This window comes from Mesorhizobium sp. M0587, assembly GCF_040320945.1.
In the GTDB taxonomy this organism is placed as follows: Bacteria; Pseudomonadota; Alphaproteobacteria; order Rhizobiales; family Rhizobiaceae; genus Mesorhizobium.
Window position 1 is genome coordinate 73,616 of sequence record NZ_JAMYQP010000017.1, and the last position, 24,398, is coordinate 98,013.

23 protein-coding genes and 1 tRNA gene are annotated in these 24,398 nt (G+C 64.8%); 9 read left to right on the forward strand and 15 right to left on the reverse strand.

Translation table 11 applies throughout. The features are described 5' to 3' along the window. Both NKI49_RS17345 and NKI49_RS17350 read left to right on the forward strand, forming a co-directional pair. Positions 1 to 639: an NrsF family protein gene (locus NKI49_RS17345; protein WP_352604744.1), complete on the forward strand. Its 639-nt coding sequence runs from the start codon at positions 1 to 3 to the stop codon at positions 637 to 639. 158 nt (positions 640 to 797) lie between these two features. Next, positions 798 to 2,771, forward strand: a complete 1,974-nt coding sequence (locus NKI49_RS17350) for a PAS domain S-box protein (protein WP_352604746.1) — start codon at positions 798 to 800, stop codon at positions 2,769 to 2,771. A 73-nt stretch (positions 2,772 to 2,844) separates the two neighbouring features. Here the strand turns inward: NKI49_RS17350 and NKI49_RS17355 are convergent, their stop codons facing one another. From NKI49_RS17355 to NKI49_RS17385, 7 genes are all read right to left on the reverse strand, one after another. After that, positions 2,845 to 3,723, reverse strand: coding sequence for a 3-hydroxybutyryl-CoA dehydrogenase (locus tag NKI49_RS17355; protein WP_027023277.1), 879 nt, complete (start codon positions 3,721 to 3,723; stop codon positions 2,845 to 2,847). 116 nt (positions 3,724 to 3,839) lie between these two features. Next, the gene (locus tag NKI49_RS17360) at positions 3,840 to 4,769 is read right to left on the reverse strand and encodes an electron transfer flavoprotein subunit alpha/FixB family protein (RefSeq protein ID WP_352604748.1); all 930 of its coding nucleotides are present in this window, start codon (positions 4,767 to 4,769) and stop codon (positions 3,840 to 3,842) included. Positions 4,770 to 4,792: 23 nt separating this feature from the next. Next, positions 4,793 to 5,542: an electron transfer flavoprotein subunit beta/FixA family protein gene (locus NKI49_RS17365; protein ID WP_352604750.1), complete on the reverse strand. Its 750-nt coding sequence runs from the start codon at positions 5,540 to 5,542 to the stop codon at positions 4,793 to 4,795. A gap of 182 nt (positions 5,543 to 5,724) precedes the next feature. Further along, a complete protein-coding gene (locus tag NKI49_RS17370; protein ID WP_352604752.1) occupies positions 5,725 to 6,525 on the reverse strand; it encodes a rhomboid family intramembrane serine protease in 801 nt (266 codons plus the stop codon). A gap of 33 nt (positions 6,526 to 6,558) precedes the next feature. Continuing rightward, a complete protein-coding gene (locus NKI49_RS17375; RefSeq protein ID WP_352604754.1) occupies positions 6,559 to 7,140 on the reverse strand; it encodes a cob(I)yrinic acid a,c-diamide adenosyltransferase in 582 nt (193 codons plus the stop codon). 24 nt (positions 7,141 to 7,164) lie between these two features. Further along, on the reverse strand, positions 7,165 to 7,356 hold the full coding sequence (locus tag NKI49_RS17380; RefSeq protein WP_027023272.1) for a twin transmembrane helix small protein: 192 nt from the start codon (positions 7,354 to 7,356) through the stop codon (positions 7,165 to 7,167). A gap of 22 nt (positions 7,357 to 7,378) precedes the next feature. Next, a complete protein-coding gene (locus NKI49_RS17385; protein ID WP_352604756.1) occupies positions 7,379 to 8,245 on the reverse strand; it encodes an SDR family oxidoreductase in 867 nt (288 codons plus the stop codon). A 57-nt stretch (positions 8,246 to 8,302) separates the two neighbouring features. Between NKI49_RS17385 and NKI49_RS17390 the strand changes: the two genes are divergently transcribed. Continuing rightward, entirely contained in the window at positions 8,303 to 9,154 is an 852-nt protein-coding gene (locus NKI49_RS17390; RefSeq protein WP_352604758.1) for a YihY/virulence factor BrkB family protein, read from the forward strand. Positions 9,155 to 9,256: 102 nt separating this feature from the next. Here NKI49_RS17390 and NKI49_RS17395 read toward each other — a convergent pair whose 3' ends face one another. After that, positions 9,257 to 10,270: a DMT family transporter gene (locus NKI49_RS17395; protein WP_352695694.1), complete on the reverse strand. Its 1,014-nt coding sequence runs from the start codon at positions 10,268 to 10,270 to the stop codon at positions 9,257 to 9,259. 23 nt (positions 10,271 to 10,293) lie between these two features. Continuing rightward, on the reverse strand, positions 10,294 to 11,169 hold the full coding sequence (gene gluQRS, locus NKI49_RS17400) for a tRNA glutamyl-Q(34) synthetase GluQRS (RefSeq protein ID WP_352607289.1): 876 nt from the start codon (positions 11,167 to 11,169) through the stop codon (positions 10,294 to 10,296). A gap of 75 nt (positions 11,170 to 11,244) precedes the next feature. Here gluQRS and NKI49_RS17405 point away from each other — a divergent pair, with 75 nt between their 5' ends. Both NKI49_RS17405 and NKI49_RS17410 read left to right on the forward strand, forming a co-directional pair. Next, positions 11,245 to 11,886, forward strand: coding sequence for a DNA-3-methyladenine glycosylase family protein (locus NKI49_RS17405; protein WP_352607234.1), 642 nt, complete (start codon positions 11,245 to 11,247; stop codon positions 11,884 to 11,886). 129 nt (positions 11,887 to 12,015) lie between these two features. Then, entirely contained in the window at positions 12,016 to 12,573 is a 558-nt protein-coding gene (locus tag NKI49_RS17410) for an HNH endonuclease (RefSeq protein WP_027023266.1), read from the forward strand. A 374-nt stretch (positions 12,574 to 12,947) separates the two neighbouring features. Here the strand turns inward: NKI49_RS17410 and NKI49_RS17415 are convergent, their stop codons facing one another. Both NKI49_RS17415 and NKI49_RS17420 read right to left on the reverse strand, forming a co-directional pair. Continuing rightward, positions 12,948 to 13,466 carry a disulfide bond formation protein B gene (locus tag NKI49_RS17415; RefSeq protein WP_352607237.1) on the reverse strand — a complete coding sequence of 173 codons (519 nt, stop codon included), beginning with the start codon at positions 13,464 to 13,466 and terminating at the stop codon, positions 12,948 to 12,950. 66 nt (positions 13,467 to 13,532) lie between these two features. Further along, entirely contained in the window at positions 13,533 to 14,120 is a 588-nt protein-coding gene (locus tag NKI49_RS17420; protein ID WP_352607239.1) for a YqaA family protein, read from the reverse strand. Between the two features lie 262 nt (positions 14,121 to 14,382). Here NKI49_RS17420 and NKI49_RS17425 point away from each other — a divergent pair. Further along, positions 14,383 to 14,467, forward strand: a tRNA-Leu gene (locus NKI49_RS17425). Between the two features lie 213 nt (positions 14,468 to 14,680). Here the strand turns inward: NKI49_RS17425 and NKI49_RS17430 are convergent. Further along, the gene (locus tag NKI49_RS17430) at positions 14,681 to 15,961 is read right to left on the reverse strand and encodes a GNAT family N-acetyltransferase (RefSeq protein WP_352607241.1); all 1,281 of its coding nucleotides are present in this window, start codon (positions 15,959 to 15,961) and stop codon (positions 14,681 to 14,683) included. Then, the gene (locus NKI49_RS17435; RefSeq protein ID WP_352607243.1) at positions 15,961 to 17,361 is read right to left on the reverse strand and encodes a lipopolysaccharide biosynthesis protein; all 1,401 of its coding nucleotides are present in this window, start codon (positions 17,359 to 17,361) and stop codon (positions 15,961 to 15,963) included. Before NKI49_RS17435 ends, NKI49_RS17430 begins: the two co-directional genes overlap by 1 nt. 219 nt (positions 17,362 to 17,580) lie before the next feature. Here NKI49_RS17435 and NKI49_RS17440 point away from each other — a divergent pair, with 219 nt between their 5' ends. Then, positions 17,581 to 17,712: a hypothetical protein gene (locus tag NKI49_RS17440; RefSeq protein ID WP_352607245.1), complete on the forward strand. Its 132-nt coding sequence runs from the start codon at positions 17,581 to 17,583 to the stop codon at positions 17,710 to 17,712. A 183-nt stretch (positions 17,713 to 17,895) separates the two neighbouring features. Here NKI49_RS17440 and secA read toward each other — a convergent pair whose 3' ends face one another. Beyond that, on the reverse strand, positions 17,896 to 20,628 hold the full coding sequence (gene secA, locus NKI49_RS17445) for a preprotein translocase subunit SecA (RefSeq protein WP_352607247.1): 2,733 nt from the start codon (positions 20,626 to 20,628) through the stop codon (positions 17,896 to 17,898). A 273-nt stretch (positions 20,629 to 20,901) separates the two neighbouring features. Between secA and NKI49_RS17450 the strand changes: the two genes are divergently transcribed. After that, the gene (locus tag NKI49_RS17450; RefSeq protein WP_352607249.1) at positions 20,902 to 21,822 is read left to right on the forward strand and encodes a peptidylprolyl isomerase; all 921 of its coding nucleotides are present in this window, start codon (positions 20,902 to 20,904) and stop codon (positions 21,820 to 21,822) included. A gap of 296 nt (positions 21,823 to 22,118) precedes the next feature. On the opposite strand, the gene NKI49_RS17455 is transcribed toward NKI49_RS17450, so the two are convergent. Further along, positions 22,119 to 22,748 (reverse strand): TetR/AcrR family transcriptional regulator, encoded by a 630-nt coding sequence (locus NKI49_RS17455; protein WP_352607251.1) that lies wholly within the window; start codon positions 22,746 to 22,748, stop codon positions 22,119 to 22,121. A 379-nt stretch (positions 22,749 to 23,127) separates the two neighbouring features. On the opposite strand from NKI49_RS17455, the gene argJ reads away from it, so the two are divergent. Next, positions 23,128 to 24,369: a bifunctional glutamate N-acetyltransferase/amino-acid acetyltransferase ArgJ gene (gene argJ, locus NKI49_RS17460; protein WP_352607253.1), complete on the forward strand. Its 1,242-nt coding sequence runs from the start codon at positions 23,128 to 23,130 to the stop codon at positions 24,367 to 24,369. Positions 24,370 to 24,398: the final 29 nt, after the last annotated feature.

Genomic DNA, 24,398 nt, shown 5'->3' on the forward strand with positions numbered 1-24,398 from the left:
ATGAAGACGGATGATCTCATCAAGGCGCTGGACGCCGATGCAAGCAGCAAGGCGATGCCGCTGCGTTCGGCCTGGTGGCTGGCGGCCGGTGCGGCCATCGTCGTCGCGGCGGCCGTTTTCCTGCTGACGATCGGTCCACGGCCCGACTTCATGGTGGCCGCGCACACGATGCGCTTTCTCTCCAAATTCGTGTTCACCATCGTGCTGGCGGTCAGCGCCTTCGCCCTGATCCAGGCTCTGTCGACGCCCGGCGCCTCGACAGGCCGGGCGGTGGCTTCGATGGTCGCAGCGCCGCTGCTGGTCGCGCTGGCGGTGGTTCTGGAACTGTTTGCCGTGCCGCGAGCCGATTGGGCAACACGCCTCGTCGGCTCCAACATGATGATCTGCATGACTTTCATCCCGCTGATCGGCATCGGCCCGCTTGCCATCTTCCTGTGGATGCTGCGCTACGGCGCGCCGACACGGCCGGTGCTTGCCGGCACGGTCGCGGGCCTGCTCGCCGGCGGGCTGGCGGCGACTTTCTACGCCGCGCACTGTTTCGATGACTCGCCGCTTTTCGTCGCCACCTGGTACACGATCGCTATTGCGGTGCTCGCGTTGCTTGGTGCGCTCGGTGGGCGGTTTTTCGTGCGCTGGTAGCAGGGCGACCGCAACTCCTCGCATACCGATCCTTAATCATGCCGGCAATTGTTTGCCGGTTTCCAATACAGTCGGTACCCCGGTCGCAACGTTTCCTTAAAATCGATCCTTCTAAGGTTTCCAAGGGAAAAGCGATTGCCCACGGGGGTGGCTCTGTCGTGACGTTGCGAGGACTGATCGGACCGAGGTCCCACAAACATGCAGCGCTGGCGCTGCTTGTGCTCGGCTTTGCCGTGGTGGTGGTTTCACTCGCGCGGCTGGACCTCGAAATCGAGGCGCTCAAGCTCTGGCTGCTGGTGTCGGTCGCGGTGGCGGTCGGCGCACTTATCCTTGCCGGCCTGTTCATCGTTCGTATCTCCGATGACCGGCGGCGGATCGCCGAAAGCGAGCAGCGTTTCCGCCGCGCCATGGAGGATTCGGCGATCGGCATCGCCGTTGTCGGGCTGGACGGGCGCATTCTTCAGACCAATCCGGTCTTCGCCACCATGCTTGGCTACAGCCGCGAGGAGATCGAGGCGCTGACCTTCTTCGAGATCACGCATCCCGACGATATGCAGATCGGACGTGAGACGATGGATGGCCTGAAGGCAGGCAAGCTCTCCTCCTTCCATTTCGAAAAGCGCTATCTCAGGAAAGACGGCACGCCGGTATGGGCTCGTCTTTCCGGTTCGGTCATCCGTGACGAGAAAAGCCGCCCGCTTTACCTGGTTTCGCAGATCGAGGACATCGACGCGCGCAAGCAGGCCGAGGCGCGCATCGCCGAAGCGGAGACACGCTGGAATTTCGCCCTGGCCGGCGGGGGCCAAGGCGTCTGGGACTTCGACATGCGCAAGGGTGGCACGACCTATTCCTCGACCTGGGTCAGGATGCTGGGCTATGCGGACGGCGAACTCGATGGCGACCCCGACCGTTGGCTGTCGATGATCCATCCTGATGATCGCGAAACCGTTGCCGAAGCGGACCGCGCCCATCTCGACGGCAAGACGCCGTTCTTCGAAGCCGAATTCAGGATGCGCCACAAGGAAGGCCACTGGGTGTGGATCCTCGACCGCGGCAAAGCCATCGAGCGCGACGCCGAGGGCAAGCTCGTCAGGGCGATCGGCAGCCTGACCGACATCACCCGGCGCAAACAGGCTGAAGAGCGCCTGACCGTATCGGCCGCAATGCTCGCCGATGAAAAGGAACGCCTCAGGGTGACGCTGCAATCGATCGGCGATGCCGTCATCTGCACCGATGCCGCGAACCGCGTCACCTTCATGAACCCGGTTGCCGAAAAGCTGACCGGCATTGCCGGCGAAGAGGCTCTCGGCAAGACACTCGGCCATGTCTATTGGGCGGTCGACGAGGAGACGGGACAGCGGATCGGCGTGACGCGGCCCGCGACCGGCGGCCAGGGACCCTCCGACCAGAACAGCCGCGCGGTGCTGATCCGGCGCGACGACACCCGCTGCAGCATCCGTCAGATCGTGTCGCCCATCATGAATGAGCGCAACGAATTCTGCGGGCTGGTCATCGTCTTCCAGGACTTCACCGATGCGCGCGCCCTGCAAAGGCAGCTTGCCCACGCCGCCGCGCATGATGCGCTGACCGGCCTTGCAAACCGCTCGAGCTTCATCCGCACCATGGAGGACCTGGTCGGTCAGGCCCGCAAGGATGGCGCCATGGCGGGGAGCAGCGAGCACCAGTTCATGTTCATCGATCTCGACCATTTCAAACTTGTCAACGACACGGGCGGACACGCGGCGGGAGACGCATTGCTCAAGCGGGTCGCCGAGGCTATTCGCGGCGCGCTTGGTCCCGAAGATATCGTCGCGCGGCTTGGCGGCGACGAATTCACGGTCATCCTGAAATCGGGTTCTGCAGCCGGCGCCAACATTGCGGCGCGCTCCATCATCGGTGCGATAGCCGGTTTGGATTTCACCTGGGACGGCCGCGCGCACTCGATCGGCGCCAGCATCGGATTGGCCGCGATCGGCGCCGATTGCGGCGAAGCCGACGAGATCATCGCCAGGGCGGACGCCGCCTGCTATGCGGCCAAGGCGGCAGGCCGCGGATGCGTTCGCACGGCGCCGGGCGGAGAGGTCATCGACGACAGGTCGGAGCTGCCCGAGCCGCTTGCGGCGGCATCGTGAGGCGGCATCCGCCGGCTTCGATCAGATCGCCCCGACAAAACGCACATCGCCCGGGCGGGCGCCCGGCACGGTGTCAGCGCGTCGGAACGGGATGCTCGCCGCGATAGTCGTAGAAGCCGCGCCCGGTCTTGCGGCCGAGCCAGCCGGCCTCGACATATTTCACCAGCAGCGGGCAGGGGCGGTACTTCGAATCCGACAGGCCGTCATGCAGCACCTGCATGATCGACAGGCAGGTGTCGAGGCCGATGAAATCGGCCAGCTGCAGCGGGCCCATCGGATGGTTGGCGCCGAGCCGCATGGCGGTATCGATGGCGTCGACCGAGCCGACGCCCTCATAGAGCGTGTAGATCGCCTCGTTGATCATCGGCAGCAGGATGCGATTGACGATGAAAGCCGGAAAATCCTCCGAGACGGTGATCGTCTTGTCGAGCTGCCTGACATAGGCCTTAGCCGCCTCGAAGGTCTGGTCCTCGGTGGCGATACCGCGCACCAGCTCGACCAGCTTCATCAGCGGCACCGGATTCATGAAATGGATGCCGATGAAGCGCTCCGGCCGGTCGGTCTGCGCGGCAAGCCGCGTGATGGAGATCGACGAGGTGTTGGTCGCCAGGATGGCTTCGGGATTGAGCTGCGGGCAAAGCTGGGCGTAGATCTTGCGCTTGACCGTCTCGTCCTCGGTCGCGGCCTCGATGACCAGATCTGCGCCAGCAAGATCCGCCATCGCCGGTGCCGAGGCAATGCGCGCCATCGCCTCGTTGCGCTCCTTCTCGTCGAGTTTGCCGGAGCCGACCTGGCGGGCCATGTTGCCGCTTATGGTGGCGATGCCCTTCTCGATGCGGTCGGGCGATATATCGTAGATCAGCACCTTGTAGCCCGAAAGCGCGGAGACATGGGCGATGCCGCCGCCCATCTGGCCCGCGCCGATGATGCCGATCGTCTCGATCTTGCTCATTACACCGATCCCGTCAAAAGGCCTTTGCAGCCTGCTTTTGTGCGGTGCAAACTAAAAGGGCGGGGCGACTTCGTCTACCCCACCCTTGGCAATTTAATACGCTTCGGCAGAAGGCGTCAAAGCGCCTTTTGCAGTTCCGGCAGGATGACGAAGAGGTCGCCGACGAGGCCGTAGTCGGCAACCTGGAAGATCGGCGCTTCCTCGTCCTTGTTGATGGCGACGATGACCTTCGAATCCTTCATGCCGGCAAGGTGCTGGATGGCTCCGGAGATACCGACCGCAATGTAGAGGTCAGGCGCCACGACCTTGCCGGTCTGGCCGACCTGCCAGTCGTTCGGCGCATAGCCGGCATCGACGGCGGCGCGCGAAGCGCCGACCGCGGCGCCGAGCTTGTCGGCGACCGGCAGGATGACCTCCTGGAACTTCTCGGAAGAGCCGAGCGCGCGGCCGCCCGAGATGATTATCTTGGCCGAGGTCAGCTCCGGACGGTCAGTCTCCGACAGCTTGTTCTCGACGAAGGCCGAGAGGCCTGGATTGGCCGCCGCCTTGACGGTCTCGACAGCAGCCGAGCCGCCCTCGGGCGCCGCCTGGAAGGAGGCAGTGCGCACGGTGATGACCTTCTTGGGGTCGGTCGACTGCACCGTCTGGATGGCATTGCCGGCATAGATCGGGCGCTTGAAGGTGTCCGGCGACACCACTTCGATGATCTCGGACACCTGCGCGACATCGAGCAGGGCGGCGACCCGCGGCGCGACATTCTTGCCCGACGAGGTGGCCGGGGCGATGACGGTGTCGTAAGCGCCAGCCAGAGACACGACGAGTGCGGCGAGCGGTTCCGCCAGGCGCTCGGCGAGTTCGTCGGCTTCGGCCAGCAGGACCTTGCCGACGCCCTTCAATTTGGCGACGGCGTCGGCCGCGCCCTTGGCGCCCTTGCCGGCCACCAGCACATGCACGTCCGAGCCTATCTGCAGGGCGGCAGAGAGCGCCTTGGCGGTCTGGTCCGAAAGCGTAGCGTTGTCGTGTTCCGCGATGAGGAGAATTGCCATTTTTCTGTTCCTTTCCCGATCGCTTACAGCACGCCGGCTTCGTTCTTGAGCTTGTCGATCAGCTCGGCGACGCTCTTGACCTTGACACCCGCCTTGCGGCCGCCCGGCTCCTCGGTCTTGATTACCTTCAGCCGCGGCTTGACGTCGGCGCCGTAGTCGGCCGGGCTCTTCTCGTCGAGCGGCTTCTTCTTGGCCTTCATGATGTTGGGCAGCGAGGCATAGCGCGGCTGGTTGAGGCGAAGGTCGGCGGTCACGATCGCCGGCATCTTCAGCTCCACCGTCTGCAGGCCGCCGTCGACTTCGCGGGTCACCTTGGCCTTGTCGCCCTCGAGCACGATCTTGGAGGCGAAGGTGCCTTGCGCCCAGCCGAGCAGTGCCGCCAGCATCTGGCCGGTCTGGTTCGAGTCGTCGTCGATCGCCTGCTTGCCGAGGATGACGAGGCCGGGCTGCTCCGCCTCGACCACGCCCTTCAGCACCTTGGCGACGCCGAGCGGCTCGGTCTGCTCGTCGGTCTTGACCAGGATGGCGCGGTCGGCGCCCATGGCGAGCGCGGTGCGCAAGGTTTCCTGTGCCTGCTGCGGGCCGATCGACACGACGATGATCTCTTCGGCCTTGCCGGCTTCCTTCAGCCGGATCGCCTCTTCGACCGCGATCTCGTCGAACGGGTTCATCGCCATCTTGACATTGGCGAGTTCCACCGCCGAGCCGTCAGCCTTCACGCGAACCTTGACGTTCGCATCCACCACCCGCTTCACGGGCACAAGGATCTTCATTTGCCTGTCACCTCTCTTGAGATAGTTGGGCGCGCTATAACAGCCCGCGCCCCTTCTGAGTTGTCGAAAGCCGACATTCCGGATGGAAATTCTGGTCTTTGACCGCCTTAGGCTGCGGCGGAAACGCTTCCGTAGTTGCGGCAACCCTGCTCGTCAATACGCTGCAAGGCGCTCAAATCGGTTCAGTCCGGATTGGAAGAGTTTCCTCGTCCCCAGCGTGGCGCCATGGCGGACGGCTCGGGCGCTACCGGTTCAGCGGCAACCGGCGGCTGGTCGACGGCGGCAATCACGGCATCCTCGTCGGCGCCGGCAAACAGCGGAACGCCGCGGCTGCGCAAGACAAGCACCAGCACGGCTCCGGCGATGATGCCGCCGATGTGGCAGGCCCAGGAAATCTGGTCTTCGCCGCCGGCGGCGAACATGACGACCTGAAACAATACCCACAGGATGAGCGGGATAAAGGCCGGAATGCGCAGCGGAATGCGGGCAAAGGCAAGCACCCAGACTTTCACCCGGGGATAGAGGATGAGATAGGCGACGACCACGCCGGCAATCGCACCCGACGCACCGATCAGCGGCACTTGCGAGTCCCAGGCGATGAGCCCCTGGAAGGCAGCTCCCGCGACCGCGCACAGGAGATAGAAGATGAGGTAACGGACATGGCCGAGCGCATCCTCGACATTGTCACCGAACACCCACAGGAACAGCATGTTGCCGCCGAGATGGAAGATATCGGCATGCAGGAAGGAATAGGTGAGGTAGCTCAGGCCTTCGGGGATGACGATAAAGCGGGGGTCGAGTTCCGCCGTGTCATGGACGACGGAGGGGATGAAGCCGAGGCCAAGCACGGCGGCGTTGGTGAAGTTCTCGCCGCCGAGCGCCGTGGCGCAATAGACCAGCGCGTTGGCGACGATCAGGCCGATAGTCACATATTGCAAGCGGATGTGCCGCAGCCTGTTGGTGTCATAAAGCGGGATGAACATCGGTCCCTCGTCCCCTTCCGCTTTTCGATCCGTTCAGCGGTTCTTGCCGGGAACCCATAGCACGTCGGCATTTCCGTTGTCATTGACCGCGCGGGCGGCGACGAACAGGAAATCCGAGACACGGTTCATGTATTTCAACCCCTCGCGGTTGACGTGTTCGTGCGGCTGCTGGGCGAGCGCCACCATCAGCCGTTCGGCCCGCCGCGCCACGGTGCGGGCAAGATGAAGTGCGGCTGCCGCCGGCGTGCCGCCGTTGAGCACGAAGGATTTGAGCGGCTGAAGCTGCTTGTTGAGGAGGTCGATGTCCTTCTCGACCCGGTCGGTCTGCGAAGCAATGATGCGCAGCGGCTCATAGCCGAGCGGCTTGCCGTCATCGGGCACGGCAAGATCGGCGCCGAGATCGAAGAGATCGTTCTGGATGCGGGAAAGCATGGCGTCAATCGCCGGGTGGGTCTGCGCGGTGTGGATTCGGGCCAGGCCGATGCAGGCATTGGCTTCGTCGACCGTGCCGTAGGCATCAACCCGCAGATCGGATTTCAGCCGCCTTTCGCCGGTGCCGAGACCCGTGGTGCCGTCATCGCCGGTGCGGGTATAGATCTTGTTGAGCTTGACCACGTCGCCTCCCAGCGGCCGGTATCCTCATTTGCGGGTGAAATACACAGCCAGCAGGATAAACGCCAGCGCCACGGCCTGCAGCAGAACACGCGCCTGCATCAGCTTGTTCGAGGTGACGCCGGAACCGCCGCGCATCATGTTGATGAGGCCCCGGATCAGCACGATCGCCACGGCGACCATGACCACAATGGCGAGGATATTGAAGACGGATGCCATTTTCGTTCCAGTTCCTTTGCGTTCAGGCGCGCTTGGCGAGCAGGCGGTAGAGCATCGACGCCGGCAGGATGCGTTTGAGCATGGCGCCGATCCTGGCGGGCACTGTTACCACATAGTGCGGACGCGGGCGCCGCGACAGAAGCGCATGGCGCAGCGCCGTGTAGACCACTTCCGGTCCGGGCTTCGACGCCGATTGGCTGCCGCCGGCGCGCAGCCTCTCCAACTGCACCGCGTAGTCCGCCCGATGCACGGAATTCTCGTGGTCGATGTTCTTCAGGAACCACGCCAGGCCATTGCTGGCGATCTTCGATTTTACCGGTCCGGGTTCGATCAGCGAAACGTGGACGCCGCTGCCGGCCAGTTCCTGGCGCTGGCAGAGCATCAGGGCCTCGAGGGCATGTTTCGACGCCGAATAGGCGCCGCGAAAGCGCACCGGCGCGAGGCCCAGGATCGACGAGCAATGGACGATGCGGCCGTGGCCCTGGCGGCGCATCACCGGCACGATCCGGCGGGTCAGATCATGCCAGCCGAAGAAATTGGCCTCGAACTGCTCCCTGAGCGCCGCGACGGCCAGGTCCTCGACGGCGCCGGCCTGAGCGTAGGCGCCGTTGTTGAACAAGGCGTCGAGCCTGCCGCCGGTGCGGTCGAGCACGGCTGCCACCAGCGCCTCGATCGATGCCGGTTCGGTGTAGTCGAGATAGAAGGCCTCGATGCCGTCTTCTTCGAGGGCGGCTATATCCTCGGATTTTCGCGCCGTCGCAAAGACCCGCCAGCCTTCCGCCTTCAGCGCCCGGGCACAATAGGCGCCTATGCCGGAAGAGGCGCCGGTGACGATGACGGTGCGCAATTCCTTCGCGGCAATATGAGCAGTTTGACCAAGGGTTGCCATTTGCCGCATTCCCTTCCCATATTCGCGGCGTCGAGACAATCGAAGGGAACGCAGGACTTGTTGCGGAAGATCGTCGCCCTGCGCCGCGTGCTCTATGATGCCATCGGTCATTTCAATACCGACGATGGCTGGGCGATGGCCAGCCATCTGGCGATCACCTCGCTGATGGCGCTGTTCCCATTCCTGATCTTCGCCACGACGCTGGCAAGCTTCCTCGGCGCGCAGGCGTTCGCCGACACGGCGGTGCACCTGGTCTTCGACACCTGGCCCGAGCAGATCGCCAAGCCGATCGCGCGCGAGGTGCTCAACGTGCTCACTGTCAGGCGCACCGATCTTTTGACCTATGGCGTGCTGCTTGCCGCCTATTTTGCCTCGAACGGCATCGAGGCGCTGCGCACCTCGCTCAACCGCGCCTATCGGGTGTCCGAGACGCGCGGCATCATCTACCGCCGGGTGCAGAGCATCATCTTCGTGCTCATCGCCACCGCCGGCTTTCTGGCGATCAGCGTGCTGCTGGTTTTGGCCCCGCTGCTGGCGAGGCTGGCCGAGGCCCATATCGAATGGATCAAGCCCTATATGGGCACGATCACGCTATGGCGTTACGTCATCGCCTCGGTGGTCATTGTCGGCGGGCTGTTTGCCGTGCATTTCTGGCTGCCGGCGGGCAAGCGCCGCTTCGTTTCGATCATACCGGGTATCGTCTTCACCTTGGCGGCATGGCTTGTCGGCTCGACCATTTTCGCCACCTACCTCGAGCATTTCTCGTCCTATGTGACGACTTATGCCGGCCTCGCCTCGATCATGATCGCGGTGGTCTTCCTCTACATGCTTTCGGCGATCTTCATCCTCGGCGGCGAGCTCAATGCCGCGATCAGCCGCTATCTGGAGGCGCGCGCCCGGGTCGGTTGAGCCGGATACCCGGCCGGATTGAAGATCTGCGGAATTGAAGAAGAGGAATTGAGGAATTGAGGAAAAAACGCGGCGCGCTTCTTCTTTCAACTCATCAATTCCTCAATTCCTCAATTCCTCAATTCTCCCCTTGGCCTGCCGCGCCGTGGCCAGGCCGACGCCGAAGGTTGCGATCGCCATGCCGGCGATCTGAAGCGCATTGAGCTGTTCGTCGAACAGGGCCCAAGCAATGATGGCCGTCACCGCCGGCACCAGGTAGAACAGCGAGGCCACTTTCGACATCTCGCCGTCGCGGATCATCACCATCAGCAGGAAGATGGCGCCCAGCGACAGTACCAGCACCAGCCAGGCCATGGCGAAGATCAATTCGCCGTTGATGACGACGGTGCGGGTCTCGAAGGCAAGCGAAGCCAGGATCATTACCGAGGCGCCGCCGACATATTGCCACATGGTCGCGGCGACGAGATCGCCGCCGGAAGCGAAGCGCTTCTGCCAGATCGTGCCGGCGCTCATGCCGAGCACCGAGACCAAGGAGGCGGCCAGTGTCGCCGCCGTCACGCCGCCGCCAAGCGCGCCGAGCTTCGGCCAGAGCACGATGACGATGCCGATGAGACCGATGCCAAGGCCGGCCCAGTGGCGCGGCAGGATCGCCTCACCGAGGAACTTGCCGGCAAGCACAGCCGTGATCAGCGGCTGCAAGCCGACGATCAGGGCCGAAAACCCGGCCGGCATGCCCCTGTGGATGGCCCAGAAGACGGCACCGAGATAGACGCCATGCATCAGCACGCCGGCGCCGGTGGCGTGCAGCGCCTCCTTGCGGGTGGCTCTCTTCGAGCCAAGCACCAGCATCAGGACCGCCAGCAGGGCCGCGGCCAGGACGAAACGCCCCGCGAGGAAGGTGAACGGCTCCGCCCACGGCATGGCATAGCGCGCGCCGATGAAGCCGGTCGCCCACAGGACAACGAAGGTGGCGGGGATGAACCGCTTGACGTGTGTTTTCAGGGGATCCGCCGCGCTGGTGAGAGTTGACCGTGGCGATGCTCTAATCCCGTTCGATCGGCCGTGCAAAACGAAACGATTGATCCATGCATCACCGGAATTCAATGGGCGGCGCATCGGGACGCGTCGCGCAGCCAGGATCAAAGCCCGACCATCCGCCTGATGTCGCCGGGCGACGCGCCGGCATCGCGCAGGGCGGCAAGGCCGGCGTCCTTCAGGCTCTTCGACAGCTTGCGTCCGTCCGGTCCGAGGATGAGCCGGTGGTGGAAATAGGCGGGCTGCGGCAATCCAAGCAATTCCTGAAGCAGGCGCTGCACGCCGGTGGCCGAAAACAGGTCTTGTCCGCGCACGACATGGCTGACGCCTTGCAGCGCATCGTCCATCACGACTGCGAGGTGATAGCTGGTCGGGACGTCGCGGCGCGCGACGATCACGTCGCCCCAGTCCTGCGGGCGGGCTTCGACGGCGCGCGTCGCGGTCAGCGTCTCATCGACGAATTCTGTCCATGCGAGATGCTTGCCGACACGCGCCATGGCGGCGTCGACGTCCAGCCGCCAGGCGAAGGGCGCGTTCCCGGCGATCCGCCGCTTGCGTTCCTTCGCCGGCAGCGCCTTGTCGGCCGGGGGATAGAGCGGCACGCCGTCGGGATCGCGCGGCCAGTCGCGTCCGCGCGCTTCGCTGTCGGTGATGAAGGCGCGGATCTCGCCACGGCTCATGAAAGCGGGATAGACGAGTTCCTCCCGGATCAGCCGGTCGAGCACTGCCGCGTACTCGGCGAAATGTTGCGACTGGCGGCGCACCGGCTCGTCCCAGACCAGCCCCAGCCATTTCAGATCGGCAAGCATGCCGGCCTCGTATTGCGGCGTGCAGCGCGCCGTGTCGATGTCTTCCATGCGCAGCAGCAGCCGGCCGCCCGCCGCGGTCGCCAGCTTCTGGTTGAGCAGCGCCGAATAGGCATGGCCGAGATGCAGTTCGCCATTGGGGCTTGGCGCGAAGCGGAATGTCAGGAGCGTCATCTCTGCGGCGGCAATCGGGTTGTGCTGCTGTTTTGCCAATTGCTACCGTGCGCCCGGCTCAGGAACAAGAAAAGCATGCAGCGCATCGCGACACTGGACGACATTGCACGCGGGCTCGATGCGCTTTGCGTGATCGACCCGCGGCTTGAGAAGGTGCGCGGCATGGCGGGCGACGTGCCGCTGCGGCTCTCCGAGCCGGGGTTCCGCAGCCTGGCCTCGATCATCGTCTCGCAACAAGTGTCCCGCGCCAGCGCCGACGCGATCTTCGGCCGCCTGACCAGGCTCGCCGACCCGCTGACGCCGCAGGCGATCCTTGCCGCCGGCGAGGCCCTGTTTCGCGAGGCCGGCCTGTCGCGGCCCAAGCAGCGCGGCCTGATCGCGGCTGCCCAGGCCGTGGCCGACGGCCTCGACCTGCATCACCTCTGTTTCCTCGACGCGGAAGAGGCGATCGCGGCGATGACGGCGGTGCCCGGCATCGGGCCGTGGACGGCGGAAGTGTATCTGTTGTTCGCCGCCGGCCACCCGGACATCTTTCCCGCCCGCGACGTTGCCTTGCAGAGCGCGGTCGGCCACGCGCTCGGCATCGACCCGCGTCCGCCGGAGAAAACACTGATTCGGCTCGCCGAATCATGGAGCCCGTGGCGAGGTGTCGCATCGCGGCTTTTCTGGTCCTATTATCGCGAAACCAGGGGCAGGGACGCCGCGCCCCCTGCCTGAATCCGCGACAAGGCATCAAAAACATGCGGTTTTGGCACTTCGGCGACGTGACAATCCGCTTCACATCCCTGTCATGTCGGGCTTACAGTATCAGCACCGATCGGTTGTAGAACCAAGGAGGTCAACAAGGTGACGGTTGCCGTATCTCCGGATGGGCTTCCAGCGCTGGTGCTGAATGCGGATTACCGTCCGCTCAGCTATTACCCCCTGTCGCTCTGGTCCTGGCAGGACGCCATCAAGGCGGTGTTCCTCGACCGGGTGAACATCGTCGCCGAATATGAGCACGCCGTGTCCTCGCCGACCTTCTCGATGAAGCTGCCGAGCGTGGTCAGCCTGAAGGCATATGTGAAGCCGTCCAGGCATCCGGCCTTCACCCGCTTCAACGTGTTCCTGCGCGACCGCTTCCAGTGCCAGTATTGCGGCACGCCGGACGACCTGACGTTCGATCATGTCGTCCCGCGCCATCGCGGCGGTGCGACCACCTGGGAGAATGTCGTCGCCGCCTGTTCGCCCTGCAATCTCCGGAAGGGCGGCATGATGCCGGCGCATGCCAAGATGTGGCCGCTGCAAAAGCCCTACCAGCCGACGGTGCACGATCTGCACAATAACGGCCGCCTGTTCCCGCCCAACCATCTGCATGAAAGCTGGATGGATTATCTATACTGGGATGTCGAACTGGAGCCGTAAGATCGTCCGGGAACTCGGGAGGCTGGCCGCCTGAAGCGATTTTCTGCGCTTCTCACAGACTTACCAGACCATGACCATCCGACCCGATATCGGAACAACTCGGCCGCTCATCTATGAGCAGCTTCGCGTTTAAGGACCGCCTTCCCCCACTCCGTCGCTGCTTCGCAGCGCCACCTCTCCCCCCTCCGGAGGGGGAGGAAGGGAGCCCAAAAGGCTCGCGCCTTCCTCTACCCCGTCGATCGGGGGAGAGGTGTCTCGGCGAAGCCGAGGCGGAGTGGGGGTCGACCTAGCTCGGACGTCGAAAGCCGCGCCATGCGACTCAGCCTGCCGAATTTTTGCTCGAACCCTGCGTCGCGTTGCTTAATTGAATTGGGTCAGTCGCGGGAAAGCGCGACGCGGAAGGCGATGGCTGCCAGCACGAGGCTGGCGATGGCGTTCCAGCCGGCCAGCGACAGGCCGAGGATGCGCAAGGCCGCCTTGTCGCAGGAGGGCGGCACGAATTTGTCGAGCGCGTCGAGCACGCCCTTGCCGCCGGTGTCGACCGGGCCGGCGCCCGCCGTGCAGTCGGTCGGGCCGGCCCACCACTGCCATTCGACGCCGGAGTGGTAGACGCCGAGATAGAGGCCGTAGAGCATCAGCAGGCCGCCGACGGCCAGCAGGCCACGCGTCAGCCAGCCGGGCGCACGCAGCATCGAAGCAAGCCCCGCCAGCAGCATCAACGGTGCGCCGATGTAATAGGGCGTGCGCTGTTCGAGGCAGAGATGGCAGGGGATATAGCCGCCTATATATTGGAAGGCGAGCGCCGAGCCGACGGTCGCGGCCATGGCGACCGCGAGAAACAAGGCCGTGCGTGTCCGCTGGCGTCCGGTGTCGGCATTCATGGTCGCTGTCATGGGTCGTTCCGTTGTGTTCGCCGCTTGCCAGGCCTTGTCCGCGTCACGCACCCCGGCCGGCGCGGATCAGAAGGCGTATTTGACCACGATATAGAGCAAAATCAGGGCGGCCGCCGCCGCGCTGGCGATCAGGCCAAGGCGCTTTTCGATGAATTCGCGGATTGGTTCGCCATAGTGGCGCAGCAGCCAGGCCAGGAGCAGGAAGCGGGCGCCGCGCGCCACGATGGCGAGCACGATGAACAGCGCCAGATTGACGCCGATGACGCCGGAGAGAATGGTCACCACCTTGATCGGCGGCAGATGGGCGGCACCCGACGTGATCAGCATCAGGATGATAAATCCGACGCCCGATGAGGTGCGTAGCGCTTCGAACTCGTCATACTTGCCGTAGAATTCGAGGATGGGCCTGGCCACCGCGTCATAGGCGTAGTGGCCGATGAACCAGCCGGCGATGCCGCCCAGCACCGAGGCGACGGTGGCGATCAGCGCATAGCGGTAGGCGCGGTCCGGCCGCGACAGCGCCATCGGCAGATAGAGCACGTCGGCCGGCACCAGGAACACCGAGCTTTCGACGAAAGCGATGAAGGCCAGCCACCATTCGGCGGATTTGCGCGCCGCCAGCGACAAGGTCCAGTCGTAAAGTCCGCGAAGCATCGGCACTCCTAATGCATGTCGCCCAAAAGGCGCGCAGCGGGTTTGGCGTAACGGCGTGCATGAAGACAAGGCCCCAAAGCGCGCACGATCCACTCCGCCGGGGGCGCCGCCTGTCTAGAAAGATTTTCCGCGCTGCACAATGGCAGCCCGGTCACGAAATCGAAAGGCGCAGTTGGTCGCATCCGGGGCGTCCGCGAATTGGCCAGTTGACGAACAGGCCTCCGACCGTATAGTCCGCGCCCATCCAGGCCGTCCGGCCTGAGCCCCTATGGCGGAATTGGTAGACGCGCTCGACTCAAAATCGAGTTCCGCAAGGAGTGCTGGTTCGATCCCGGCTAGGGGCACCACCCTTCGCTCTCCGAGCTTCGGGTGGCGAGCCAATCCGCAATTTCGCCGAACTCACCGCCGCCGCAGCAAGCTCTTCATCCGGTTGCGCAGCAGGCGGGCCATGTTTCGGGTCTCGGTAGAGGTGCAGTTGCGAGGCAGCCCTGGCGGGCGGGCCGGTCGGCGTCCGGCGCTCTGCGAGCTTCGGGTGGCGAGCCACTCGAAATTCGCCGAACTCACCGCCGCCGCAACAAGCTCTTCATCCGGTTGCGCAGCAGGCGGGCCATGTTTCGGGTCTCGCGGTAGAGGTGCAGTTGCGAGGCGGCCTGGCGGGCGAGCCGGTCGGCGTCCGGCGTCAGCCCGATCACCAGCGTACCTATCGGCTTGCGCTCGGTCCACAGCCTGCTCATCACCGGATGGTCCGGCACCGCGCAGGAATCGGTCATCATGATGTTGGGGTCGTCGAGATGCCGCCGCGTCACCTCGATCATCAGCAGCGTGCCCGGCGAATAGGTGGCGAGCGTCTCGTCATAGGCGGTCTTCCAGGTATAGGCGACGCCGGCCTCGACGAAGACGATCAGGCAGGCGACGGTACGGCCGTCGAGCGTCAGCGAATGGATGCGGCACATGTCCTGCTCGGCCAGCCGGTGCACGGCTTCGCGGGCGAAGGCGGCACGGAAGCGGTCGATCGCCATGGCGGTGCGCTCGCGGCCCTTCCAGCCGGCCGCTTCCAGCGTCAGGAAGCTTTCGATGGCGTGGCGGATCTCGTCGGGGCCGCGCGCCACGACATGCTCCAGCCTGCCGAGGTCGCCGAGGCGCCGCTTCAGGCGGCGGAACTCGCGATAATGGTGCGAGCGCAGCGAGGCCTTGAGATAGTCGTCGCCGTCGGCCTCGCTCTCCAGCACCGGACGCAGCATCTGGCCGGTGGTGACCAGCATCAGGCCGCGCGTTTCGGCCACGGTGCCGATCAGGCTCGCCACCGGACCGTCGAGCCTGATGTCGGGCAGGACGAGGACTTTCGGCAGCTTGAGGTGCGGGCGCGACAGCATCGAGAAGAAGTCCTCGACGACGCCGACCGGATCGTCGCGGTCGATCAGCGGCGTGCCGAGCGGGCCGAACGGGCTCGACCAGGTGCGCATGACCGGCACGCCGAGCGGCACCACCGGCCGCTCGACCGAGATCGGCACCAGAAGGCGCAGCCGGTTGCGGTATTCGTCGCCGTCGCGGATCACCGCCAGCCGCACCTCCCGGTCCTCCAGCCGAGGCATGGCCGGCGCCAGGAAACGCGGGTTGAAGAAGACGTTGGGCTCGATGGTGCGGGCGCAGAGATAGTCCAGTTCCTCGACCAGGTCGAAGCCGGCCGACGCCGGATAGATGGCCAGCTTGCGCTCGGGCCTGTTGTTGGCAAGGATCTCGATATGGGCGGGGTCGGCGTCGCGCGCCAGGCCGGCAAGCCCCGACACCATGGCCCCGGCGCTGCCGCCGCTGGTTTCCTCGATCAAAGGGGTGGCGGCCATTACGCGGCTCCTTTGGCAGGCACGAAGATCGCCATGACGATGCCGAGCTTGCGCCAGACCGTGAAGGACAGCGCGCCGGCCTCGAAGATCATGGCGAAGGCGGTGGCCATGGCCGCGCCCCACAGGCCGAACAGCGGGATCAGGATCACGTTGAGCCCGATGTTGAAGGCCAGCGTCATGGCATAGACGGCGGCGCAGATATTCTGGTTGCCGCTCATGGTGAGCAGGCTTTCGCACGGCCCGACGGCGGCCCGCGCGACGACGCCGAAGACGAGCAGGAACAGGAGCGGATAGCCCGACGTGAATTCGGGGCCGAACAGCACCAGCATCGGTTCGCCCAGCAGCAGCACCAGCAGCGCCATCAGCAGCGACGGCCAGAACGTCCACGACACCGTCTCGCGGGCGAAGGCGGCGAGCTTTTCCGGTTCGCCATGGGTGAACTGCGCATAGCGCTGGGCAACGCCTGCCTTGACCGCGAAATAGACGAAATGCACCAGCGCCAGCGTCTTGACCGTGGCGAAATAGACGGCGACATCGTCGGGATCCATATAGGCGCCGACCATCAGCACGTCGGCATTGGTGAGCAGGAAGAAGAAGCCCTCGACCAGGAAGATCGGCAGCGACACGATGAACCACTGCGCGAAATGCACCTTCATCGGCCCGGCCGGGATGTTTCTTTCCAGGCGCCGAGTGACGCCGACGAGCTGTCCCAGCGTGGTGGCATAGGTGGCGGCGATCGAGGCGAAGATCGCGGTCCTGGCGTCGGGGCCATAGCCGGCATAGAGCATCAGCGCCATGAACAGCAGGATCAGCACCGGCCGCACCAGATAGGTCGGCGACAGGGCGAACAGCGCCCAGCTGTTCGCCCTGGCCTGGCCCTGCAACAGATCCGACAGCGCGATCATCGGCAGGCAGATGACGCCGAGGATGAACGGCACCACGTAGTAATTCTCGATCCACGGCGAGGCGAGCCAGACGCCGAGCGCGCCAAGGCCGGCGATCAGCGTCGAGGCGACCAGCACGAACAGGCGGCTGGCGACGACGATGCCGCGCAATTCGTCCATCAGGCCGCGCTCGCGGTATTCGGGAATGAAGCGGATGACGGAGGTATGGAAGCCGAGACAGGCGAGGTTGCCGACGATGACCATCGTCACCCAGACGAGGACGAAGATGCCGTATTCGAACGAGCCCATCCAGCGCGCCATCAGCACCTGGCTGACGAAGGCGATGACGGCGCTGACGATGCGGATGGAGAAGGCGATGACCGACATGCGCCCGGCCTCGCCGCGCTCGTCGGCGGTGAACAGCACGGCATCGATGCGGCCAAGCAACGGCTCCATGCGCAGCGCCAAGCGCTGCGGCAAGAACCGCCCGGCAGTCGTTGCCGCGGAAAAGCGCACTCCGATTACTCTCCGTTTTCCGCTTCTTTTCAGGCGTGGGTGTAGCGAAGACACCTTAAGAAACGGTTGGGTGAGTGTCTCCTTCGCCCCGTCACTATACGGGGAGAAGGTGCCGGTCCACCCTCCGCAGCTGCTGCGGAGGACGGGCAGGCGGATGAGGAGCCGCGCCGGAATTCGGAGATTTTGCGCCAGGCTTACTCAGATGCTCGACGCGAGGCCGTGCGCGACGGGGCTCCGGTCATCGACCTGATCGATGGCGACGCGCTATGCGACCTGCTCAAGGATCAGAAGATCGGCGTGCGGATAAAGATGGTCGAGGAAGTGACCGTCGCGGCATTCGCGAGGTTCTAGAGCGCAGAGCGGCGCGACATCGCCCCCCTCTGGCCTGCCCGTCCTCCGCAGCTGCTGCGGAGGGTGGACCGGCCATCTCCCCCTGGGGAGATCGGCTAATCTTTGAAGCCGGCGCTGCCCCTCATCCGGCCCTTCGGGCCACCTTCTCCCCGTGGAACGGGGAGAAGGAAGAAAGCGGCGCCTTTACGCAAAAGCCCCGTGGCAGTGCTTGTATTTCTTGCCGGAGCCGCAGGGGCAGGCTTCGTTGCGGCCGACCTTGCCCCAGCTTGCCGGGTTGTTCGGGTCGCGGTCCTCGGGAGCGACGATGGCGGCTGTTTCCGGACGGACCAGAAGGGCCGTCTCGCCACCTTCGAAATCGTTCTCGCCGGTGGTGCCGTCGATATGCGTGCCGAACATGTCGGGGGCTTCCGGCGGCGGTGCTTCGGCTGCCTGGCGGACCAGTTCGACGCGCATCAGCTGCGCGGTGACGGCCTGGCGCAAATTGCCGAGCATCGCCTGGAACAGCTCGAACGCCTCGCTCTTGTATTCCTGCAGCGGATCGCGCTGGGCGTAGCCGCGGAAGCCGACGACCGAGCGCAGATGGTCGAGATTGACGATGTGCTCGCGCCACAGATGGTCGAGCGTCTGCAAAACCACCGAGCGCTCGACATAGGTCATCACCTCGGGCCCGAAACGCTCGGCGCGTTCCTTGGCGGCGGCTTCGGCGGCCTGCGCAATGCGCTCGCGGATGTCGTCCTCGGCGATGCCTTCTTCCTTGACCCAGTCCTCGATCGGCAGGTCGAGATTGAGGAACTCGGCGACCTCGGCCTTCAGCCCGGCGACATTCCACTGCTCGGCATAGGCGTTTTCGGGGATGGCCTTGGCGACGATTTCGTCGATGACGCCCTCGCGCATCTCGGCGATGGTTTCCGAGAGGCCCTCGCCGTCCATCAGCTCGATGCGCTGCTCGAACACCACCTTGCGCTGGTCGTTGGAGACGTCGTCATATTTCAGCAGGTTCTTGCGGATGTCGAAGTTGCGCGCCTCGACCTTCTTCTGCGCCTTTTCCAGCGCCTTGTTGATCCAGGGATGGATGATCGCCTCGTCTTCCTTGAGGCCGAGCTTCTGGAGCATGCCGTCCATGCGCTCGGAGCCGAAGATGCGCATCAGGTCATCCTGCAAGGACAGGAAGAACTTCGAGCGGCCGGGATCGCCCTGGCGGCCGGAGCGGCCACGAAGCTGGTTGTCGATGCGGCGCGATTCATGGCGTTCGGTGGCGAGCACGTAGAGGCCGCCGGCGGCGAGCGCCTTTTCCTTCAGCCGCTCGACATCGGCGTTGATTTCCTTTTCCCGCGCCTCGCGCTCGGGGCCCTCGGGCATGTCGCCCAGTTCCTCGGCGATGCGCATCTCGGCATTGCCGCCGAGCTTGATGTCGGTGCCGCGGCCGGCCATGTTGGTGGCGATGGTGATGGCGCCAGGCTTGCCGGCCTGGGCGACGATCGCCGCCTCGCGCTCGTGGTGGCGTGCGTTCAGCACCTCGAAATCCGTGAAGCCTTCCTTGCGCAGGCGCTCGGCCAGCTGCTCCGACTTCTCGATCGAGGTGGTGCCAACCAGCGTCGGCTGGCCCTTGGCGCTGGCTTCGCGGATCTCCTTGACGATCGCCTTGTATTTTTCCTCGACCGTCCGGTAGACCTCGTCGTCCTCGTCCTTGCGGATGACGGGCAGGTTGGTCGGGATCTCGGTGACTTCGAGGCCGTAGATGTTGCCGAACTCCTCGGCCTCGGTCAGCGCCGTGCCGGTCATGCCGGAAAGCTTCTTATAGAGGCGGAAATAGTTCTGGAAGGTGACCGAGGCGAGCGTCTGGTTCTCCGGCTGGATGGCCACGTGCTCCTTGGCTTCCAGCGCCTGGTGGAGGCCTTCCGAATAGCGGCGGCCCGGCATCATGCGGCCGGTGAATTCGTCGATGATGACGATCTCGCCATTGCGCACGATATAGTCCTTGTCGCGCTGGAACAGCTGGTGCGCCTTCAGCGCGTTGTTGACGTGATGGACGATGGCGACGTTCTCGACGTCGTAGAGCGACTCGCCCTTCAGCAGGTCGGCATCGCGCAGCATGTTCTCCAGCTTCTCGGTGCCTTCCTCGGTGAAGATCGAGGTCTTCTGCTTCTCGTCGATCTCATAATCCTGCGGCTGCAGCTGGATGATGAAAGTGTCGATGGTGTTGTACATTTCCGAACGGTCCTCGAGCGGACCGGAAATGATGAGCGGCGTGCGCGCCTCGTCGACCAGGATCGAATCGACTTCGTCGACGATCGCGTAGTTGTGACCGCGCTGCACCATCTGGGCGCGCTCGTACTTCATGTTGTCGCGCAGATAGTCGAAGCCGAGTTCGTTGTTGGTGGCATAGGTGACGTCGGAGGCGTAGGCGACGCGGCGCTCTTCGTCGGACAGGCCATGGACGATGACGCCGACCGAGAGGCCGAGGAACTTGTAGACGCGGCCCATCCATTCGGAGTCGCGCGTGGCGAGATAGTCGTTGACGGTGACGACGTGGACGCCGTTGCCGGCAAGCGCGTTGAGATAGACCGGCAGCGTCGCGACCAGGGTCTTGCCCTCTCCGGTGCGCATTTCGGCGATGCCGCCATTGTGCAGCACCATGCCGCCGATCAGCTGGACGTCGAAGGGGCGCATGCCGAGCACGCGGCGCGCCGCCTCGCGGGCCGTGGCGAAGGCCGGTATCAAAAGATCCTCAAGGCTGGCGCCGTTGGCGATGTCCTGGCGGAACTTCTCCGTGCGGCCGGCGAGATCGGCGTCGGAGAGCGCCCGCATCTCGTTTTCCATGGCATTGATCGCCTCGACGCGTGGCCGGGTCGATTTGACCCGGCGGTCGTTGGAGGAACCGAAAACCTTACGGGCGAGACCGCCGAGACTGACCATCCAATGGTCCTTTCGATAGAATTCTCAAACTTGAGACAGGCGCCGGCCGGCCCCATCAAATCCACGTGAATGCACCGCCTGAACACGGGCAAACACAAAAAGCGCCCGGAAAACGGTTCTGGACGCAAAGTCGTTGGACAGATAAGAGGGGGCTCAACTGATGTCAACGCCGCGCTGGCCCTGCCGGTCGCGCCAAATTCCGCCACAATCTGGCCGATCTGGAAGCCGCCCGCTCTTTTGCAATTCTGCTAATCCTTCACCGGAGTCATGTTTATGTCCTTGTTGTTCCGCCGCGCGTCGTTCGCCAGCCTTGGCCTGGCATTCGGGTTGTCGGCTCTTTGCCTGTCGCCGTCGATGGCGCAGGAAGCCGCTCCCGCCCCGGCAGGTGCCGCACCCGCACCTGCGGCGGCTCCGGTCGATCCCAACACCGTGGTCGCCACGGTCAACGGCCAGCCGCTGACGGAGGCCGACCTGGTGCTCGCCGAGGGCGAGCTGTCGCAGCAGTTCGCGCAGCTGCCGCCCGAACAGCGCCGCGCCGCGGCGCTTTCGGCGGCCATCGAGATCCGCGTCATGGCCGCCCAGGCGGTCGCCACCGGCCTCGACAAGGATCCCGACTTCCAGCGCCGCATGGCCTTCCTGCAGCAGCGCGCGCTGCATGGCGAGATGGTCGAGAAGGGCGTCGTCGACAAGGTCACCGATGCCGAGGTCCGCGCCCGCTACGATCAGGAGATCGCCAACACGCCGCCCACCAACGAGGTGCATGCTCGTCACATCCTCGTGAAGACGAAGGAAGAGGCCGAGGCGATCATCAAGCAGCTCGACGGCGGCGCCGACTTCCAGAAGCTCGCCAACGAGCACACCAGCGATCCCTCAGGCAAGTCCAATGGCGGCGATCTCGGCTGGTTCGGACCTGGCCAGATGGTGCCGGAATTCGACAAGGCGGCCTTGGCGCTCGAGGTCGGCAAGTACACCGAGCAGCCGGTGCAGTCGCAGTTCGGCTGGCATGTCATCAAGCTCGAGGACAAGCGCACCAAGCAGCCGCCGGCCTTCGACGACGTCAAGGACCAGGCCAAGCAGGCGGTCATCCGCGACAAGTATTTCGCGCTGGTCAAGTCGCTGCGCGCCGGGGCCAAGGTCGAGATCCCCGATGCCAACCTGAAAAAGACCATCGATACGCTGGAAAGCGCCAAGTAAGGCTCTGCGGCAGGTAGGGCATCCGCCCCGAGTTTGCCCGTCGGGCGTCGGCGCCGCCCCTCATCGCCCTGCCCGTCCTCCGCAGCAGCTGCGGAGGTGGACCGGGCACTTCTCCCCGTATAGTGACGGGGAGAAGGACGGCCGTCATCGATGGTTTCGCCAATCGCCGGCGTTGAAGAACGGCGCCAAGGCCGAAATTTGCCCCTTCTCCCCGTCACTATACGGGGAGAAGATGCCGGCAGGCAGATGAGGGGCGGCGCCAAATTCGACGATTGGCTGCCTTGGCAATCGCCTGATCATGACAGGGCGCCGTGCTTCGTCCTGTCACTCCTGCCGGGCGCGGCTATGCCCCGCGTTACATAGCGCACCACCTGGCGAATCGTCGCTTCGGGCTCGTCGAGCCGGTTGATCAGCAGATGCCTCCAGGCATAGGAGGCGACGAGTTCGGCGACCAGTGCGGCGTCGACATCGGCTGCGACCTCGCCCCGCGCCTTGGCGCGTTCGATGATCTGGCCGGTGTGGACGCGGCGTCCACCGGCGTAGCCGGCAAGGGCTGCGGCCGCGGTGTCATCGGATTGCGCCTCGGCGATCAGCGATTTGAACACGCTGCCCGACGATGTCTCGCGCCAGTGCGAGAACAGGTTCATCAGGAAGCCGACCAAATCCTCTTCCAGGCTTCCGGTATCGGGAGTTTCGACGCGTTTCTGGCGCTGGTAGACTTCGAGCAGCAGCGCGGCCTTGCTCGGCCACCAGCGATAGATCGTCGGTTTGCCGGCGCGCGCGCGGCGCGCCACGGCCTCGATCGAAAAGCCGGCATAGCCGGCCTCGACCAGCACGGCCTCGGCGGCATCGAGAATGGCGCCGGCGCTGTCGGGATTGCGCCGCGCGCCGATCGATTTGCGCGGCGTGTCCGCCTCTCCGGCCATGGCTGTGATCCTTCGCCAATAATTTTGCAGGGAATATACGTGACCCGACGGTTAAACGAAACGGCCCGTTTCGAGCTGCTGCCCGTTTTCGAGCCGCTGGAAGCAATCCGGTCCAACGGATTTCCTTCGGAGCGCTCGCCGGCGCGTTGGTGGGAAACATCAAAACGAAAACCCGCCGTTTGGCGGGTCATTGGCGCAAATTTGCACCATAGGTAAATATCTACCATAGCTGCACTCACCCTGTCAAGAAAAAATTCCTATCATGAAAGCTGCCGGCCGGGCCGGACTGGCCGTCGTCAGGCGACGAAAACGCCCTTGCGCCGGCGCGTCGTATCGGGCAAACCGGCCTTCCCCTTGCGATTTTCCCGCCCGAGGCCCCATGTCCACGTCGATTTCCCCGCTTGCGCCGAAGAAATATCCGCAGATGCCGGCCATAGACGGGGTGCGCATCGCCACCGCCGAGGCGGGAATTAAGTACAAGAACCGCACCGACCTGCTGGCCATGGTCTTCGACGCGGGCACCGCGGTCGCCGGCGTGTTCACCAAGTCGAAATGCCCCTCGGCGCCGGTCGATTTCTGCCGGCAGAACCTTGGCGCCGGCAAGGCGCGGGTGCTGGTCGTCAATTCCGGGAACGCCAATGCCTTCACCGGCAGGAAGGGACGGGAGTCAACCGCGCTGACCGGCGAGGCGGCGGCCAAGGCGGCCGGCTGCACCCCAGGCGAGGTCTTCCTGGCCTCGACCGGCGTCATCGGCGAGCCACTCGACGCCCAAAAATTCAGCCATCTGCTCGCCGGGCTGGTCAGCGGCGGCAAGCCGGACCTGTGGACCGAGGCGGCAAAGGCCATCATGACCACGGATACCTATCCGAAAGTGGCGACGCAGACGGTGAAGCTCGGCGACGCCGACGTCACCATCAACGGCATCGCCAAGGGCGCCGGCATGATCGCGCCCGACATGGCGACGATGCTGTCCTTCATCGCCACCGACGCGCCGATCGCGGCCCCGGTGCTGCAGGATCTGCTGTCGCGAGGCACGGCCAAGACCTTCAACGCGGTCACCGTCGACAGCGACACCTCGACCAGCGACACGTTGCTGCTCTTCGCCACCGGCAAAGCCGCGAAGCGCGGCGCGCCTGATATCACCGATCCCAAGGACGCCCGTCTCGGCGCGTTCCGCCGGGCGCTCGGCAAGGTGCTGAAGTCGCTGGCTTTGCAAGTGGTGCGCGACGGCGAGGGCGCCCGCAAGCAGGTCGAAGTCAACGTCACCGGCGCGAAATCGGCCCGCTCGGCCAAGCGCATCGCGCTGTCGATCGCCAATTCGCCGCTGGTCAAGACGGCGGTCGCCGGCGAGGACGCCAATTGGGGCCGCGTCGTCATGGCGGTCGGCAAGGCCGGCGAGCCCGCCGACCGCGATCGCCTGTCGATCTGGTTCGGCGACAACAGGCTGGCGCATGAGGGCGAGCGCGACCCGGGCTATTCGGAAGAAAAGACCTCGGCCTACATGAAGCGCGACGATATCCGCATCCGCGCCGATGTCGGCATCGGCCGCGGCAAGGCAACGGTGTGGACCTGCGACCTCACCAAGGAATATGTCGCCATCAATGGCGATTACCGGAGCTGATCGAGTTGGTCTCGCGCCACCCGGCGAGC

Coding starts and splice junctions, on each gene's coding strand:
- NKI49_RS17345 (WP_352604744.1), top strand. CDS start 1: ATGAAGACGGATGATCTCATCAAGGCGCTGGACGCCGATGCAAGCAGC.
- NKI49_RS17355 (WP_027023277.1), bottom strand. CDS start 3,723: ATGAGCAAGATCGAGACGATCGGCATCATCGGCGCGGGCCAGATGGGC.
- NKI49_RS17360 (WP_352604748.1), bottom strand. CDS start 4,769: ATGGCAATTCTCCTCATCGCGGAACACGACAACGCTACGCTTTCGGAC.
- NKI49_RS17365 (WP_352604750.1), bottom strand. CDS start 5,542: ATGAAGATCCTTGTGCCCGTGAAGCGGGTGGTGGATGCGAACGTCAAG.
- NKI49_RS17370 (WP_352604752.1), bottom strand. CDS start 6,525: ATGTTCATCCCGCTTTATGACACCAACAGGCTGCGGCACATCCGCTTG.
- NKI49_RS17380 (WP_027023272.1), bottom strand. CDS start 7,356: ATGGCATCCGTCTTCAATATCCTCGCCATTGTGGTCATGGTCGCCGTG.
- NKI49_RS17385 (WP_352604756.1), bottom strand. CDS start 8,245: ATGGCAACCCTTGGTCAAACTGCTCATATTGCCGCGAAGGAATTGCGC.
- NKI49_RS17395 (WP_352695694.1), bottom strand. CDS start 10,270: ATGCGCCGCCCATTGAATTCCGGTGATGCATGGATCAATCGTTTCGTT.
- gluQRS (WP_352607289.1), bottom strand. CDS start 11,169: ATGACGCTCCTGACATTCCGCTTCGCGCCAAGCCCCAATGGCGAACTG.
- NKI49_RS17405 (WP_352607234.1), top strand. CDS start 11,245: ATGCAGCGCATCGCGACACTGGACGACATTGCACGCGGGCTCGATGCG.
- NKI49_RS17415 (WP_352607237.1), bottom strand. CDS start 13,466: ATGACAGCGACCATGAATGCCGACACCGGACGCCAGCGGACACGCACG.
- NKI49_RS17420 (WP_352607239.1), bottom strand. CDS start 14,120: ATGCTTCGCGGACTTTACGACTGGACCTTGTCGCTGGCGGCGCGCAAA.
- NKI49_RS17430 (WP_352607241.1), bottom strand. CDS start 15,961: ATGGCCGCCACCCCTTTGATCGAGGAAACCAGCGGCGGCAGCGCCGGG.
- secA (WP_352607247.1), bottom strand. CDS start 20,628: ATGGTCAGTCTCGGCGGTCTCGCCCGTAAGGTTTTCGGTTCCTCCAAC.
- NKI49_RS17450 (WP_352607249.1), top strand. CDS start 20,902: ATGTCCTTGTTGTTCCGCCGCGCGTCGTTCGCCAGCCTTGGCCTGGCA.
- NKI49_RS17455 (WP_352607251.1), bottom strand. CDS start 22,748: ATGGCCGGAGAGGCGGACACGCCGCGCAAATCGATCGGCGCGCGGCGC.
- argJ (WP_352607253.1), top strand. CDS start 23,128: ATGTCCACGTCGATTTCCCCGCTTGCGCCGAAGAAATATCCGCAGATG.